This window comes from Chloroflexota bacterium (assembly GCA_020161265.1).
Taxonomy (GTDB): Bacteria; Chloroflexota; Chloroflexia; order Chloroflexales; family Herpetosiphonaceae; genus Herpetosiphon.
Genome location: JAIUOC010000013.1, coordinates 146285 through 163524, shown reverse-complemented (window position 1 = coordinate 163524; position 17240 = coordinate 146285). Strand labels below are relative to the sequence as shown.

At 46.7% G+C, this 17240-nt stretch carries 15 protein-coding genes; 4 read left to right on the top strand and 11 right to left on the bottom strand.

From position 1 onward, the window contains the following. Nucleotides 1–75 precede the first annotated feature (75 nt). On the top strand, nucleotides 76–1332 hold the full coding sequence (locus LCH85_24965) for a hypothetical protein (GenBank protein ID MCA0355257.1): 1257 nt from the start codon (nucleotides 76–78) through the stop codon (nucleotides 1330–1332). Next, nucleotides 1332–2366 carry a hypothetical protein gene (locus LCH85_24960; protein ID MCA0355256.1) on the top strand — a complete coding sequence of 345 codons (1035 nt, stop codon included), beginning with the start codon at nucleotides 1332–1334 and terminating at the stop codon, nucleotides 2364–2366. The genes LCH85_24965 and LCH85_24960 overlap by 1 nt, the downstream gene beginning before the upstream one ends. Nucleotides 2367–2402: 36 nt before the next feature. On the opposite strand, the gene LCH85_24955 is transcribed toward LCH85_24960, so the two are convergent. The 3 genes from LCH85_24955 to LCH85_24945 form a co-directional block, all read right to left on the bottom strand. Further along, nucleotides 2403–4304: a 5'-nucleotidase C-terminal domain-containing protein gene (locus tag LCH85_24955; GenBank protein MCA0355255.1), complete on the bottom strand. Its 1902-nt coding sequence runs from the start codon at nucleotides 4302–4304 to the stop codon at nucleotides 2403–2405. A gap of 124 nt (nucleotides 4305–4428) precedes the next feature. Beyond that, nucleotides 4429–4626: a hypothetical protein gene (locus LCH85_24950; protein ID MCA0355254.1), complete on the bottom strand. Its 198-nt coding sequence runs from the start codon at nucleotides 4624–4626 to the stop codon at nucleotides 4429–4431. A 411-nt stretch (nucleotides 4627–5037) separates the two neighbouring features. Then, nucleotides 5038–5547, bottom strand: coding sequence for an HD domain-containing protein (locus LCH85_24945; GenBank protein MCA0355253.1), 510 nt, complete (start codon nucleotides 5545–5547; stop codon nucleotides 5038–5040). Between the two features lie 426 nt (nucleotides 5548–5973). Here LCH85_24945 and LCH85_24940 point away from each other — a divergent pair, with 426 nt between their 5' ends. Further along, nucleotides 5974–6855, top strand: a complete 882-nt coding sequence (locus LCH85_24940; GenBank protein ID MCA0355252.1) for a CPBP family intramembrane metalloprotease — start codon at nucleotides 5974–5976, stop codon at nucleotides 6853–6855. Next, nucleotides 6852–8402 carry a SpoIIE family protein phosphatase gene (locus LCH85_24935; GenBank protein ID MCA0355251.1) on the top strand — a complete coding sequence of 517 codons (1551 nt, stop codon included), beginning with the start codon at nucleotides 6852–6854 and terminating at the stop codon, nucleotides 8400–8402. Before LCH85_24940 ends, LCH85_24935 begins: the two co-directional genes overlap by 4 nt. Here the strand turns inward: LCH85_24935 and LCH85_24930 are convergent. From LCH85_24930 to LCH85_24895, 8 genes are all read right to left on the bottom strand, one after another. After that, the gene (locus LCH85_24930; GenBank protein MCA0355250.1) at nucleotides 8399–10915 is read right to left on the bottom strand and encodes an ATP-binding protein; all 2517 of its coding nucleotides are present in this window, start codon (nucleotides 10913–10915) and stop codon (nucleotides 8399–8401) included. The two genes, LCH85_24935 and LCH85_24930, sit on opposite strands and share 4 nt — an antisense overlap. Before the next feature lie 9 nt (nucleotides 10916–10924). After that, nucleotides 10925–12709, bottom strand: a complete 1785-nt coding sequence (locus LCH85_24925; protein MCA0355249.1) for an ATP-binding protein — start codon at nucleotides 12707–12709, stop codon at nucleotides 10925–10927. Nucleotides 12710–12712: 3 nt separating this feature from the next. Beyond that, nucleotides 12713–13801: a hypothetical protein gene (locus LCH85_24920; GenBank protein MCA0355248.1), complete on the bottom strand. Its 1089-nt coding sequence runs from the start codon at nucleotides 13799–13801 to the stop codon at nucleotides 12713–12715. A gap of 71 nt (nucleotides 13802–13872) precedes the next feature. Continuing rightward, entirely contained in the window at nucleotides 13873–14391 is a 519-nt protein-coding gene (locus LCH85_24915) for an adenine phosphoribosyltransferase (GenBank protein MCA0355247.1), read from the bottom strand. Then, nucleotides 14388–14825, bottom strand: a complete 438-nt coding sequence (locus LCH85_24910; GenBank protein MCA0355246.1) for a hypothetical protein — start codon at nucleotides 14823–14825, stop codon at nucleotides 14388–14390. Before LCH85_24910 ends, LCH85_24915 begins: the two co-directional genes overlap by 4 nt. 78 nt (nucleotides 14826–14903) lie before the next feature. Further along, the gene (pxpA, locus tag LCH85_24905) at nucleotides 14904–15644 is read right to left on the bottom strand and encodes a 5-oxoprolinase subunit PxpA (GenBank protein MCA0355245.1); all 741 of its coding nucleotides are present in this window, start codon (nucleotides 15642–15644) and stop codon (nucleotides 14904–14906) included. After that, nucleotides 15641–16429, bottom strand: a complete 789-nt coding sequence (locus tag LCH85_24900; protein MCA0355244.1) for a mechanosensitive ion channel family protein — start codon at nucleotides 16427–16429, stop codon at nucleotides 15641–15643. Before LCH85_24900 ends, pxpA begins: the two co-directional genes overlap by 4 nt. A 21-nt stretch (nucleotides 16430–16450) precedes the next feature. Continuing rightward, on the bottom strand, nucleotides 16451–17113 hold the full coding sequence (locus LCH85_24895) for a DUF4230 domain-containing protein (GenBank protein ID MCA0355243.1): 663 nt from the start codon (nucleotides 17111–17113) through the stop codon (nucleotides 16451–16453). Between the last annotated feature and the right edge of the window lie 127 nt (nucleotides 17114–17240).

Genomic DNA, 17240 nt, shown 5'->3' with positions numbered 1-17240 from the left:
GTAAAATATATGAGGTAATAACCCGTTGATTCTATACCAAATACCATTGCAGATTAAGCAGTAGGAGAGGTTAATATGAAGAGTTTGCCTAAAAAAACCGTTGGCGCATGGCTAGTTCACCATTCTTCAAAACTTCAACAGATTTCGAATGTCACATCATTTGATTCCATTGCTTTGGCAGGAAAAGCAGGATTGCTCTTATCTGCTTTATGTGAATCAGAGAGCCAAAGCACACTTTCAAAGGAAAAAGTAGATATTTTAGCTCGCAGCGCAGGTATTAGCCCTATATTGGAGCTTCCTACACTATTAAATAAGCTGGAAAACCAAAGGTTAATAAGTGTTAGTAGTAAAGGTGATACAGAAACTCTTGGTTTAACAACATCAGCTGTATTACAACATACTCATGATATATTTATTTCATCAAATCCTCAAAAAGAAGAATTTATTGCAATAGATATTGCAGAAAAAACATCCCAGCATCCTTGTCAAAGTAGTTTATTAAAAGAGTATATAAGTGATATATATGAAACAACAAATTTAATAACTGAAGAAATATTTTCCCAATCTGAGGAGATTGGATTTATTGATCATGAAGAATTAGATGATAAAAAAATCTACTTCAATGGCAATCTTTTTAGAACAAATGATCCACAAAAAATGTTATCAATTGTAAGTTCATTGAATAGTCAAGATGCAGCCTGTATAAATCAAATCAATCAAGAACTAGATATGAAGGTTGTAATATCTTATGATGATGCAAAAAAAATATTAGGTGATATACTTTTAACCAAAGTTTTATCAATAGGATTATTTGATGTCAATAGTGTAAGCAATGATATATCAGAACATTATTTTATTACGAAACCATCCTCTTTTGGAAAATATGGAAATCCTTTACAAGATGATGCGTTAGATTTAGTAAAAGCATTTGTTACTTCTCTCCATTATGGTATAAACTATAGCGGTAATAATAGAGGAAGAATTACTATGCTACCGCAATTAATGAAGAAGTTGATAGCCGGGGAGTGGGTTGGGCCAGCTACAGCCATCGGGCAGGATTATAAGATTCTTGAATTAAAACGAGTCATAGAGGTAAAATCACTAAACAATAATCTATATTCTATGAGATTACTAAAAAAGGAGGTAGGTGAGTTAGCATTACAAGCACTCCAAGAAGGTGATATAAGTGAGGCTTCGTTACCAAATTTTGGTAGTGCAAAATTGATAAAATATCATAGTCCTGAGTATAATCGTGAAATTATAAGAAAAAATCAATCGCATCAAAGTAGAAATTCTATTGTCAATATGTTAAGAACTTTAAGGAGTAAATAATGAATATTAATAAAGGTTATATTATGGAAGAAAATTTAAGACAATACTTTAGAGAATTAGGTTATTTTGTTGTTAGAGGCGTAAATTTCAGATACGAAGGTTTTGATGTAACCGATATTGATTTATGGTTATATATGAAACAATCAACATTGACTAGAGAAAGAATAAATGTTGACATAAAGAACAAAAAAACCCCTCAAGCAATAGAAAGAATATTTTGGAATAAAGGATTACAAATTGCTCTAGGTTTAGAAAAATGTATGATTGCTACCACTGATGAGCGTCCCTCAGTGAATAATTTCGGCATAGATAATGATGTAATTGTTTTAGATGGAAGTTTTCTTTCACGACTGTCAAAAATACCGCTAGATCCTTATCGTTTAATAGAAGAGGATTTCATACAAGTTATAGATATAGATGATAAAGGAAAAAATAGTGTTTTTTGGAGAAAAAGAATAAATGAATCAAAGAGTTTACTCCTAACCCAACTAGATTATAGTGGATGTAATTATTGGCTTGGTGAAATATATTTTTTCGCAAACCAAATAATTATATCTCATCAAAGAAGAGAATCTGCATGTAGAATAATGTATCTATTAATATCATACCTTCTTATAGGAATAGATTTTATATATAAAGATTTATCCTCTTTAGATTCTCAAACAAGAATAAATATCTTAAATAATGGATTTCTACATGGATCTTTGGGAGAAAATGGAACAAAAAAAATCGTAGAGATGGCATTACAACTTATTAGGGATTATATGCCACAAAATACAGGTAGCATATCTTCATTAAAAAGGAACTTAGAAGAGGTATATAGCTCTATACCAGTTAATATATTAAGCGATTACTTTAGTAAAAGTGATATTGTTAAAAATCTTTTTAATCTAGCAATTAGTTTTGAAAAACTAGCTTACAATAAAACCTTTTATCCATTACCATCAATCGATAATGATTTACAGTCAATAATAGGTGTAATTCTTGATTTCTATAATATAGAAAGAAGAACATTATTTGAGGCTTTCGAATAGGGTATGGATTTAAACCATACCCTAAATCTACATATATTATCGCTGGCGTACAACCAAACCTAAGGCGAGCAAGGCCATGGCGACAGCCGCCCAAACCCAAGCATAGCTTGGTTGGTTGCCACTAGTATCAGGCAAGGTAATTGGCACCCCTGGCGCTGGAGTGGCAGTTGGAACTGCTGGCACTGGTGTAGCAGTTGGTTGGCTGGCAGCGCCAAAATAGTGGGCATACAAATCGGGCACAAGGGTAAAGTTGACTTTATTGATCACCGCTGGATCAATTGTGCCAGCATTTTTGACTGATTCAGCGATCAAATCGCGAATTTCGCTGGTCGATTGATAGACAATTTTGCCTTCGCGGAACATAGCAAAACCACCGCCACCACCAGCCCGATAGTTGTTGATTGCGATGCGCAGCGTTTGCTCAGGCGTAATATCAACCCCATTTAATTGCAATTTGGTCACGCGCTGGCCAGCTGGCTTGGTCAAATCGTAGCTATATTCGATGTCGGTGTACAAATCCCAGTTGTAATCGCGGGCGTTATCGTTGACCACCGCCTTGGGATCGCTGGGCAAGGCATTGGGGTCAAGCTGGCGGAAATATTCGGCGTTACGCTCCAAAGCGCGGCGCAAAATATCACCATTAATTTCCATCACATACAGCGTGTTATCGTAAATATAGATGCTGTAGGCATCGCGCAGGGTAATTTGGCCCGCCGGAATCATGCCGCCATCGGTGAAAATCGCCGCCAACGAGAGATCAACGGGGTAGCCAGCATCAGCAGCAGCTTGCTTTTGCACATTGTTGATCAAATCGGCCAACGCGCTATCACGATAACGCGCCTTGGGGCCACCAGCAAATTCGGCGCTAGCCGTACCAACTGGTTGGCTGATGTAGCTCAAGGTTTGATCGTGATACGGTTGTATCAGCGCTTTAATCTCTTGATCTTCAGCAACATTGGTAACTGAAAGTGTGGTTGAATCTTTGTTAACTACATTCCAGCCATCACCATTTTTTTCGACCGTAATCGTCACCTTGCTCAAATTACGGCCCCAATATGAAGGCTCAGTTAAGAGAACACCATTAATCAGCGCCTTGGGAACATTCAAGTGCGAATGGCCAGTCAAAATGGCATCAATTCCAGGTACTTCTTGGGCGAGTTTAATTGAAACATTTTCGCCAGGCAACGAACCAGTATCGCGCCAAGTGTTATGGTCAGTCAGCCAAGCTTCTGGTTTCGTAGCATCAGCAGGCTGTTTTTCCCAACCAATATGTTGGATCACCACCACAAGGTTTGCGCCTTCGGCCCGCATTTGGGGCACATATTGCTTAGCCATTTCAACCGGATCGGCGAATTGCAGACCAGCGATGTTGGCGGGTTTTTCCCATGTTGGCACTGCTGGCGTGGTCAAGGCCAACAAACCTACCTTCACGCCATTCACATCTTTGATCACATAAGGCTTGAAGGCTTCGCTGCCATCGCTTTTACGAGTATTGGCACTCATAACTGGGTATTGGGCTTGGCTAGTATAGCGATTCAAGACATCCAAGCCATAGTTAAATTCGTGGTTGCCCAAAGCGGCTGCATCATATTTCAGCATATTAAAGACCGCCGCCATTGGATGCGCGGCATTTTTGTCGATAACATTGTAATAATAGGTTAGTGGTGAGCCTTGAATCGTATCGCCGCTATCAACTAACAATAAGTTTGGATCGATCGCTCGTTCTTGTTTGATCAAACTTGCAACCTTGGTCATACCCCATTCGGCAGGCTTATTGGTGTAGTAATCCCAAGCCATCAAATTGCCGTGGATATCGCTAGTTTCCAAAATAGTGACCGTGCGTTGCTCATTTTGGGCACTTACAACCCCACTCTGCAAGCCGAGCGGAGCCAAAACAGCCACCAATAGCAACAACGCGAACGCACGTAGCAAACGCATAATTCATCCTCCTACAAACACTAATATGCTGGATGTTCGATCCAAGCATATAGTGCTATAATACGCCGCTCCGTAGATTCGGTCAAAAATATTAAGTTTTATTCAACTAGGGGGCAATTGCTGATTAAGTAGTTGGTTGATGCAAAACTCCCAATAAATCCCATGGATCAGGATCATGCCATATATGCCAGATAACCGAGCCGATTTGAATCATTGCTGGAATAATTAATCCACCAACATACATACTTACGACGACTAATTCTGCACCCATGGGTGGCTGCACAAATGGTCGATAGAGATAGACACCAATCAATAACAGCATACCAATAATTCCACAAATGATGGTTAACTGTTTCCTATTCGTATCGCCAATCAGTTTTATACAAAACGTTGTCAAAACTATATGCGTGGTTACTACAACTAACCCGACTGGAATATACAGATACATACAATAAATAAACATAAATATTGATAGGATATATTTATTTACATAGACCATTAAAAATCCTATAGGAATCGATGTAATTAATGAAATGATTAGTGTATTTTTTAATATAAATCGAATAAGTGATTTTGTTTTTAATTGTTGTTTCTGTTGAGGAATAGCATACATTGAAACACCTCTTAGCAAATTGATCACACCCAGCATAGCTCAAAAATATCTCTAATAAAACAAAAATTGTGCAACAAAACTGTTACACAATCATCGTCATAGGGTTATGCTAGCAATCAGCTAAACATCAAGATCGAGCATTTTGCGCAGTTGTTCGCGGCGTTTGGGCTTGCGGCGTGGCCGATAGAAGGGATCGCTGGCTTGGAGTTCGCGTTTGGTTTGCTGCGAACGGCCATTGACCAAGCCCCGCACATAGGCAGTCAGATCAGCCAACGAAGCCGCTTTATCAGCGAGCGATAAAATCCAGCCTTCGCGAGTCATCGGGGCCGGGCCGATTGGGTACATATGGCCAATAATTGCTTGGCAGACTGCGAAATCTTCGCCCTGTTCTTCGGCCCAACGCGCAGCCACCGCCCCATGATTTTCCAGCGTGCCATAGCGTGAATCGATATCGTGAAGCAAGGCAGCACGAGTGCAAACCCGCACATCGGCCTTGAGCAAACGAGCAATTCGGTAGGAATAGCGCGTAACCCGCATCAAATGTTCGTATTTAGCAATCCCATGGTGCAAATGGCTGCGGGTTTCCAGCACCTTGGGATGGGCAAGTAAATCCTCAATCAAATCATCCATCGTTCTTTCCTCCTGGCCGATTCAATTGATTTGGTCAATCGTGATCACCATATCACAAACTGTACCATGCCCAACTTTTTATTGTCAACCTATTTTTAGAGGGCAGGGTTCAGGGACGAGGGGCCAGATTTTAATCCACAAGGAGTACGAAGGAAACGAAGAACTGAAACCGCGAAGGACGCAAAGAGCGCGAAGCTTATTTTTTAGCCACAGATTGCCACAGATTGTTGTAATTATTCTGCTAGCCCCAGCTACTTCCTATTTCGCCAACAAATTTCCTGACCCCTGATCCCCGATCCCTAGCCCCTACATCACTCTGCGTTAGGGATTAGCTCTTTTGCCTTTTGATTTCTGACTATGTTCTATGCTCTATGTTCTATGTTCTTCGCCTATGCTACAATAGCGCTCACGACCAACGGAGGCACTATGTCGCTGCTTGCTTTTCATCAACTAGAATCGCCAGAACGCCCGTTGTTGCAACGCCCACCATGGCGCTATGGCTTGGCAATCGCGCTAACAATGCTCTGCGCTTTGGCCATGATTTTGTGGGGCACAACGTTTACCAGCCAAGCAACCCAAGGAGTGGTAACTGAGGTTGGTTCGTGGGTTGTGTTTACTGGAGTTTTCTGTTGGTTGGCATGGTTTCGCCAGCCGTATGTCAAACGCCGCACCATGTTAACCTTTGGCTTATGGGCGGCAGTGGCCATTACGGTTAATCTAGCAGCCAAGCATGGGCTAAATCAACATTTTTTGGCGCTTGGCTTGGCCAATTCGCCACGCTTATATTGGGCAGGCCTCTTTTTTATTCCACCAATCCTGCTATTTTGGTATGCTCAGCGCGATCAGCAATTGCAAAATCATGGCTTGCACCTGCGTAAATGGCCCGATCAAGTGTTAATTGGCTTGCTTGCAGGTATTTTCATTTCGCTGCACTTTTTCTCGACGATTCGATTTAGCGGGATTGTCGGGCTCAGCATTAAACCGTGGCAATATATGTTTTGGTCGCTGGGCTACGAGGTGTTTCAATCGCTGGGCGAAGAATTATTTTTTCGCGGCGTGCTCTTGCGTTCGCTGCAAAATGTGTATAAACTCAACTTCTGGCAAGCAACCGCCATCACCACCATCGCCAATTTGAGCATCTACCTCATCCGCAGCCAATGGCAAAATCCGATTCAATTGGCTGGGGTAGTAATTTATTTGTCGATGATTTCGATTGCCGCTTCGCTGCTGTTTCGGCGTTATCAAAGCGTCGTGCCAGGCTACCTTTGCAATATTGTATTTAGTTTTAGTGCAATTTTACGCGCATGAATCGTGCTCGCCGCCATCGCGATGTGATTAGCATCAGCCTGTTGCTCTCGGTCATTACAATTGTGATGTACCTTGGTGAGGGGCGTTGGGCGGCTGCGCCTGCGTTACGCTATCTCTATTTGATTCCAATTGCCCAAGCTGCGATGGGTTTTGGCTTAATGGGCAGCATGGCCGTAGCGATTTTGGCTGATCTGCTGTTTGCGCCGTTGGTTGCCACAGCATTGGCCAAATATGGGATGTTTGGTGCTCCCACGGTTGAAATTATTGTGACCCTGGTTTTGATGCCGGTCTTGGCCTATTTTGCGGGCAGCGGTTGGGGTCGGCTTAGTCGTCAGCGCGAACTTTACCAATTTTTGAGCCGCATGGGCGATTTATTTGGCCGTTCGCTACCCCGCGATCAACTGCTCGCCGAGATTTTGCAAGAGGGCGGCACGCTGATCGATGCTCAGGGCGGTGAGATTATTTTGCTTGAGCAAGGCCAAGCACGAATTGCCGCTAGCTGGGGGATTGAAGCCCAAGCTACTGCCGCCTACCAAACCAGCCTCGCAGCCTATATTTTAAAACGCAATGAGCCATGGTCAGCCACCAGCCTCGAAAATAACAGCGATTTTCAGCGCGTCGGTTTTGGTCAACGGATTGATGCTGCTCTAGCTGTGCCGTTACGCTTAGAAGGCAAGCCGATTGGCCTGTTGGCGTTCTACAATCGGCCTGGTGGGTTCAGCAAACAAGAGCAAGCCACAGTCGAGGCGATGGGCAGCAAAGTCGAAGTTGTGCTCGAGAATTTTCGCCAAGTCGAGGAGCGCTCTGAACGTGCCCGCTTGCAGCGCGAGTTTGATTTGGCGGCTGAGGTGCAGCAACGCTTTTTGCCCCAGCAATTGCCAGCAATCAGCGGCTATGAAATTGCTGGTTTTACCCAGCCAGCCCGTGAAGTTGGCGGCGATTTCTTCAATGTGCTCAGTTTGCCTGATGGCCGTTGGTATATTGCGGTTGGCGATGTGTCGGGCAAGGGCGTGGTTGGGGCATTTTTCATGGCCATCGCCATGAGCGTAATCGATTTACATTTGCAAGAGGGTCAAGTAACCACCCAACTAAGCCTAGCCAATCGGCTTAATCCGTTGTTTTATCGGCGTATGGCCCAACAAAAAATCAATACCGGTTTGGCCTATGCCTTGCTTGATGCTAAAACTGGCCATATGCAGTTGGGCAACGCTGGCTTGATTGCGCCGTTGCATGTGCGCAAAAATGGCGAATGCGATTATCTCGATTTGACAGGCTTTCCTTTGGGCGCGGTGGCGCAAGCTGAATATAACGAATCGGTGCTAGAGCTTCAGGCTGGTGAAAGTTTGATTTTTATCAGCGATGGCGTGGTCGAAGCTGCCAACCATGATCGCGAATTATTTGGCTTGAATCGGCTGCGCAACTTGATTAGTATGCTCAGCCAACGTCCGGCCTCGCAGTTGGTGAGCGAAATTATGAACGCCGCCAATCGCTGGAGCGACGGCCAATACCAAGATGATATGACCGTCGTCGTGCTCCGCCGGATCTAATGTCCGCGATCTTCTTCTAAAGCTCGTTGTAATTCCTCAATCAAGCCCAAAGGCGCTAAACGAACTCCCAACAAATTGCTGACCTCAGCTGGATCGGCACGGAGCAATTGATCGATGCTACTAAATTGTTCGGCTAAGGCTTGAGCCAAGCGTTCACTGACAAATTCGTAGCGCAGAAAATCGGCGGCAGTTAGGCGACGAGCGGCTTGAGCAAGATTTAGTTCCTGCAATGCCCGCTGTAATGCCTCGCCCCGCACACCCAAATCATACACCACATCAATTGCCGGAATCGCCAATGGCTCGGTTTCAGCTGAACGCAAGGCGATAATTGGCACCTGCGGCGCAATCGCCCACACAGCTCCCAACGCCAACAAACTAGCCTGAGCTGGCTCACTCGCATCAATCACAATACAGGCCGCATGTTTGATGCTCTGCAAACTATGTTCAGTCAACGAAACTGCTGCGTCAATCCCAACAATCCGCAAAAAGAAGGGTGCGCTTTCCAGCACATAGCGTAATTCTTGGTTAACTTGGTTATTGCCCAAGGTGTTGATCAACAGGGCGTATGGGGCAACGGTAACTTGTGGTACATCAACCGCATTGGTTGTGCCAGTGATTGCATTCATCAAGGCGCTGGCAACCCGGTTGTTGGCATCGAAAATTTGCTTGGCATGCTCAGGCTTGACGATCCGCTGCGCACCTTGGGCACTTAACATCAGTGCATTGTTATAGAGAAAAATCAAAACATCGCGCATTTGCGGGTCAGCATACTGGTTTAATTGCGCGACTTGGTTAATCACTGGATTGCGGGCATTCAAATAAAGCATGCCTTTGCTGGCGATATGTTTGCGCTCGGCTTTGCGCTCATCAACCATTGCTCGTAGCAATTGCTTAATCGATGGGCTCAAATTTGGGTCGGCCAGCAGGGTGTCAACTTGTTCGTTCGTTTCGGAATTCTCAGAAAAGATCAACACCGCTGGAATCGATTCGGGCAAATATTGGGCAACTTGGGCTTCAACACCCATTTCGGCGTAGCGCTCCTCAAGCTCCAACCACCGTTCATCTTTGTTGGGCATGGCTTCGAAAATGAAATCGCCGCCAACATCCAAACGGCGTAGGCCAATGTTGGGGGTTAATTCAGCGTAACGGCGCAAAAATGGCTCATCGGGGAAATATTGGCCGTCAATCACCCGCAAGCCCTTGGCCGCAAACAACACCGCATGTTGTCCAATCCCGCCTGGGGTGGTGAAATAGAATAACAAGCGTTGATGTGGGTCGTCGTTGTTGGTGCCACTACGCGAAAGCTGCGATTGCTCAAAATAACGTGGCAAATTCATGCGCCCTGCATCGGTATCAAACAACACAATATCTTTGATCCGAATAAACAATTCATCGGAAATTAACGCCCACGATTTGATTACGCGGTTGTGTTGAGTAACAACCTCGCGGAATAAACGCTGATCATTGAGCGCCAGTTGTTCAAGATAATTTAAAATAACTTGCCCTAGGGTGTGTTGGACTCGCTCGAAATATTCATCGCGACGCAAAGCCTCGCGTGAGGTTGTTTCGCGTAAATTGGGGCTTTCAACCACACCCTTAACGAATTTAGCCCACTCTGGCAGTAGGCTACGCTCACCGCGACAGACAAACATCCGCCGCACATAGATAATCAAATCGCCATGTTCACGGACATTCAAATACAACTGCTTGGGAATAAACAGCACGCCACCGAGTTTAAACGCGCCGTCATCTTCCTCAATATTTAGCGGAATCACCGCCAATACTGATTCACTAGGATATAGCTCGTTCAAATAGCGAATATACTCGCTTTCACTCGCTTCGCTATGCCATGGCGCTTGCATCACATTGACTGGGCGTGGCGAAGGGTCAAGGTAAATCGGCACACTCAGCAAATCAGCAAACAGCCGAATCAAACGACTCAGCTCATCTTCACGCAGCAAATGTACTTGGCTTGGCTTGATCGCCACGGTGACGGTTGTGCCAGCCGTCGGGCGGGTGGTTTGACCCATCCGGTAAGATTGCTCGCCGCTACATTCCCACCAAACTGCTGATTCGCCTTCGCTGCGAAACGAACGGGTAACAAATTCAATCCGTTCGCCGATGATAAAGGCTGCCAGCATGCCCAAGCCAAAGCGACCGATCAAGCGTTCGGCCAAGCTGCGCTCACCGATCGCCTCAAGTCGCGAACGCACAGCATCGGTGTTGCTGGCCCCAATTACTGAGAGAAATTGCTCAACTTCGGCTTCGGTCATACCTGCGCCGTTATCTTCGATCGTCAAGCTGCGGCCAAAGGGATCATAACGCACATGAATTTCGGGCAATGGAGCATTCGGATCATCGGCTTGGCGCACAAGGCAGGTATCGTGAGCATTTTGTAGCAATTCGCGAATCGCCACATGCGGATCGGCATATAAACTTTCGCCCAGCGTCCGAATCACTCCAGGCACATTAATCGTCATTTGACCTTGGCGAATTCCATATGGTCGTTGCATAACAACTCCTTAGCGTTGAGCCAGCGCCAGTTCGAGCAGCGAAGTTTGAGCTTTTTGCACTGCCTCACCCAGTTCGGGTGTGAGTTCGACCCCACTGGAAAGCAAGGCATAGCCCCACAAGGCTCGGATAACCGTTGCCCAAGTTGGATCGTTGGGTTGACCATCGCGCAATTGTTGAATTAATGGATTGAGCGTGTTGACACATAATACATAATCATCGCTACGATTTCGCCCGACCGATTGCACAAAACTGAGCAAACTTCCACTACCTTTCAACAGGCTATCCACAACTTGTTCACGTTTGTAGTCGCTGGAGCGCATGGCTAAGGCCATCAAATGGCTTGGTTCAAAGCGCACCGCATAGACTTGCATGCCCAATTGTTCACAGTGTTGTTCTAATTTTCGCCATTGCTGGTCGCTTTCGGCTTCGATCAACTCGGCAATCCCAGCGGTAAGTGGCTGAAAGCTCACGCCATGGCGCAAGCTACAATATTTCTTCAAAAATTTTTCTTCGATTGAATTGATATGGAGAACTGGTACACCACGCGCCCCAACAATTGCCCGTTGCTGAGCACTTGGTGGTAAATCATTCAGCACATAAAAAATTGTGCGCTCGTCGGCCCCGCGCACTGGAATTCGCTCAAGATAGCGCGTTAACGTAATTGGGCCAATATCGCTCTCGAAGCTGAGCAAATCGGCGACCGCAGCAAAAAACTGACTATCATTGACCGCTGCCTGTTTGATGCCACTATTATATTGTTTGACCACTTGCACAAAGGTGGCTGGTTCGCGCTGAGCCAAGCGAATTAAGAATGAGCGCACCGCCTCAACCAAAGCTTCGCGCAAAGCCCGATAGTTAGGGCGCTCGATCATAAAACCTTCGCGGCTGGCAACTAACTCGAGCAATGGTGCATCAATAATCCCACAGATAAACGTCGCCCAATCGGGCAGCAATTGCAAATCTTGGCAAACATACATCCGTCGCTGAAATACATCAAGGCTGCGCGGGCGAATGGCTAAATTGGCCTGCAAGGGCATAATTGCCAAAACCCCAACGCATTCAGCTTGCTGCTGTTTGATCGCGATTGGCTCGACCGCCAAAGGCACAACCCCATACCGATGCTTCACGTAGTCGATGTATTCGTGTTCCGAAGCATCCAAATGCCAAGGAGCATGCATGCGGTTGATCGGGCGAGCGTCGTCGCCGAGATAGACCGGAAATTGAATAAAATCGGCATAGCGAATAATCGTTGCGCGGAGCGTCGTTTCATCGAGCAAATTATAAAAAGCTGGCTCTAACTCAATTGTGACGGTTGTGCCAATCTGCTGGCGGGTGCCCAATTCAAGGCTATAATCGGCGCTACCCTGCGAACGCCACAAAACTGCTTGCTCGCTGCCTTCGGCCAAGGTATCGACGGTTACTTGATGACCAATCACAAAGGTGGAGAGAAAGCCAATCCCAAATTGACCAATCAACATCTGCGCAGCATTTTGATCGGCGGTTGAAAATTTGATTTGGCGAGTTTGGCTAGCGCCAATCGTTGCCAAATAGCGCACCACATCATCGCGAGCCATACCTGTGCCATTATCTTCCACCACCAATAAACGCTTGGTTGGGTCGATGCGCACATGAATTGCTGGCTGAAAAATGCCTTGCTGAGCCAACCGCCGCACACACGAATCGCTAGCATTCTGAATCAACTCACGAATCGCAACGTGTGGGTCGCTATACAAATTTTCGGCCAGCAAACGAATCAGATGTTCAAAATCAACTTGAAATGTTCCAGTACTCATCACTCAGCGCTTTCCGATTAGACGATCAAACCATGAGCCTTGTTTGGTTGCCGATTTTGGTGGCTGTTGTTGCTTGGTTAGGGTTTCAATCCACTCGCGGGCCTCTTTTTGGCGGTGCTCAAGCTGTTGGGTTTGGGCAAACTGGTAGGCCTCATTGGCAAAATACCAGGCTTCATCAGGGCGATTTAATGCGTGCAAAGCTCGCACATTCGCCAACAACGCCCAAGCCTCATCGCGGGCATTCAATCGTTTACGGGCTAATTCAAGGGCTTCGCGTGAAAATTCGAGTGCTTGCTCGCCCATCTTTAATTGCAAGGCAACTTCGGCTCGCCACATCGTAGCATCATGGTGGTCGCTGGCTGAATCGTAGGCCAAGGCACTAGCAACATTTTCGCTAAACAAATCAAATGCTGCCTGAAGATTGCCTTGTTGATAGTGGAGATGGGCCAAATAGCGACGAGCAGTGATCATCCACGCTGGGTTGCCTTCACGCTGCGCATATTCAAAAGACAGCAAACCATAGCGCAAGGCTTCGGCAGGCTCCTCGCGATGGGTATGCAAGCGTTGCAGCACCCGATAAAAGACATAGCGGTAGAAATCAGCGGAGTAGGTATCGTGGCGAATCAGGCCTAAGCCTTGTTGGGCATATTGCAACGCATCATCATACTCTTGCATGGTGATGGCATTGCTTGCCAACAAGCGTAGACAATCGAGTTGCCAAGCAGTGGTATTGCGGGCTTGGGCTTGCTGCAAACAATCGAGCAACAAGGTTTTAATTTCGCCCCAACGTCCTTTCAAATCAAGGTCGATCAGGGCACTGCACAGCCGAATTGTGGCAACTAATTCATAGTGTGGTTCGCGCAATTGGCGTGCCCGCGCCAACATCGTGGTTGCCACCTCAAGCGCCTGCTGGCTCTGATCCAAGTTCATCAGGGCTGCGGTGAGCTTTTGGTAGCACAGCAATTCGTTATCGCCATCGGATTCTTGACGTGCGGCGACAATTCCCTGCTCCAACAAACTCGCAGCGCTGCGAAACTGACCTTGCCGAAAAAGCTGAGTTGCTTGATTACAAAGATCGGCAGCGTAACCCATCGCACCAACCTCCCGCCATTGGACAACCTGAGACCAGCATGCGGTAGGGGCTTGCTGGCCTCATTGTCGGTTTAGTATTGAATTTGGGCGTAAAATGGCCGATCGCCAAGTTTTTCGCGCCCACCTAAAAAGGTCAATTCAATTAAAAAAGCTGCCTCAACCACCTCAGCCCCGAGTTGGTTGAGCAAATCGCAGGCCGCGACCACGGTTCCCCCAGTTGCCAAGAGATCATCGACAACCACAACCCGATCGCCAGCTTGCAAGGCATCGTTATGAATTTCCAAGCGATTGGTGCCATATTCCAAGCTATAATCTACGCCGATGGTTTGGGCTGGCAATTTGCCTGGTTTACGAATTGGCACAAAGCCAATCCCCAAACGTAATGCCAAAGGCGCACCAAAAATAAAACCACGTGATTCAATCCCGACAATCGCTTGTAATTGTTGGTTAGCATAGCGCTGAGCGAATTGCTCAATCGCTGCATCGAAAGCTTGAGCATTGCCCAACAACGGCGTAATATCTTTAAACTGAACCCCAGGAATTGGAAAATCGGGGATATTGCGAACAAACTGGGTTAAATCGAGGCTCATTCAATAATTTCCTTGGCCGCACCTGGCCCAGCTTCAATATAACGGCGAGCAGCAGCCACTAATTGGGTTAGCCGACCATCAACAATCTTGCGCCATTCGGCTGATTCTTGATCAGTTAAAGCACCGCCCCCATAATGCAACTCCATGGCTAGCTCCCAGCCACGGCGCAAAGCAAACTTTTCGATAATCGCCTGACGATCTTCGGGCCAGCGTTTGATATAGCGTTGAAAGGCCGTCACTAATTTTTTGGAGCCATCAGCGTTGAGTGCGGGCAAGTCGAAATAGTTGTTATTGGCATCTTCCGGCGCAGGGCTTTTGGCGCTCGAAAAGTAAATTGTTTGGGTGGTAAAACAATAGCGTGCCTGACCTGCCTTCTCATAATCGCCGGGATTGCTGGCAATTGCCCCAATCAACATGCGATCAGTGATTGTCATAGGCTACTCCTGTCTGGATTGTGCTATATCGAGTCTAGCATAGCCAACCCGCCATCGCAAGTTAGCGACCATGGCGCGTCAGCAGGCCGCCTGAATCGTAATAGCTTCAGCTACTAGCGCAGTACGAACGGCTTGAGCAAAAGCCAGTGCTTGCGGGGTATCGCTATGCAAACACAAACTTTGCACGGTTAACTTAATTGGTAGTTTAGTATAACTTGGAAATGGCATGCCTTTGGCAAGCGCTAAAGCCTGTTGGAGTGCCACATTCGGCTCATGATGCACAGCTCCAGCCAAGCTGCGCGACCGCAAGCGACCATCAATTTCGTAAGCTCGGTCGATAAAGCCTTCGGCGATTGTGCCCAAGCCCGCCGCTGCCGCTTGTTCGAGCAACGAGCTACCCGCCAAACCCATCAGTGCAAGGCTTGGATCGATCTGTTGAATCGTTGTAATCAGCAGTTGCGCTAAATCAGAATCAATCGCAGCCTGATTATATAAAGCTCCATGGGGTTTAACATAGCGTACCTTAGTCCCTTGCTCGCTCGCCAAACGTTGTAACTGTGTAATTTGCCCGATCAAGCTAGCTTGCAGTTGGCTTGGCTCAAGTTCAATCCCCACCCGCCCAAATTGCTCCCGATCAGGGTAGCTGGGGTGTGCTCCGACACAAACGTTGTGTTGCTGAGCCAAATTCAAGGCCGTTCGCATGCTTGCTTGATCGCCAGCATGGCCGCCACAAGCAATATTGCACGACGAAAGCAACGGCATTAATGCAGCATCAAAATCGCTACCTTCGCCCAAATCGGCATTGAGATCGATGATCATGCCAGCCAATCCTCGGCTAGCGCTTTGGCTCGCAAGCGACCAGCCAAATTTGAGCGCACCACATTACTATCCACGCCTTTGGATGGCAACCAAAAACGGGTTTCCACAATCAGGCCATCAGCTTTAACTGCGGTAATCAGCACTTCGGCAGCAGGTTTTTCGAGCACATGCTCGGTTGTTCTAGCTATTTCAGCTAAGCCCTGTACAACTGGGGCAGAATCCACATCGCGTTTGAGGGTCAACTCAACACTATGGCGACGCTGCACATATCGAGTTAAATTGGTAATTGTACCAGTGTAAATCGTGGCATTCGGAACCATTACCTCGCGCCCATCGGCAGTGCGCATGGTGGTAGCGCGGATTGCAATATCGGTGACTGTGCCTTCGTCGTTGCCCACTAAAATGCGATCACCCACCCGAAACGGGCGCTGAAACAGCAATAAAATCCCAGCGGCCAAGTTTTTGGTGATGTCTTGCAAGGCAAAACCGATGATCAAGCCGCTTACGCCTAGGCCTGCCACAAACGAAAGCGCCAGTTGGCCCCAGCCCATCACCAGCAGCACAATCACCAAACCAGCCACGATCACCAAAATTCGCACCAAGCGCAGAATCAAGTTTTCAGCTTCGCTGGGTAATTCTACCCGCTTTAATACGCGATTGGTTGCGCTATTGGCTAATCGAATGCCATAGCGTAAGGTGAGCAAAACTACAATTGCCGCTAAAATGCGGGGCAGCACCCGAATTGCAAAATCCTGCGCTTGTTCCGACCACAGATTCCAATCCATACTATAACCCTCATACTTGGCTTATTGCGATTTTGTTGAATAGAGTACGGAGCCATTCGAGGCGCGAATCGTAATATTTTTATAGCCAACATCAGTTAACAAACGCCCAAGCTCTTCGCTGGCTTGTTGCTGCGATTGTGAGAGAATGCCTTTTTCAAGCGCATCTTGGCGCACTTGTTCGCGCAAAGTGTTTTGTGCTTCAACCGTCATATCGGCAATTTCATGCGAACAGCCTGGCAACCATTTGGGCGTATCTTGGGCAATAATTCGGCTGTTTTGGGTATCAAGCTCGTTGCTCAGCAATTCAGCATCGGGCAACACAATTTCAACTGTGGCTTGGTCGGGGTAGCCATCATTGCTCACAATCAAACGTTCTTCGCTAATTTTGCTCAAATCAATGCCCGCTTGGACATTAAAATAGCCCAAATAGGTAATTTCTTCGGTGCATGCCCCTAGCAAGCCATGTTCGCGAATAATCGTTGTATCTTTGGTGAAACTCATCGCGAGGGTTGAAAGCTTGGCTTGGCGTTTGATCGCTTGGAGTACCGTCATACCTGGTTTGATTGTCGAGGTTGGTTGGGCCATCAATCCGTCAAAACCGAGCGATGGTGATAAAAACGCATAGCCAACTGTTCCGATTAGTGCCAACACCAACACCAGCATAAGCATCGTTCGAATTCGCATAGGGTTATCCTCCCCACTATGAAATAGCCTTACGCGCGATTATAGTAGCCGAGATTAAGCCAAAAAACAAAAGAAGCGTCCCACAAATTGTGGAACGCTTCTTGCATTGAACAGGTGTATGAAACAG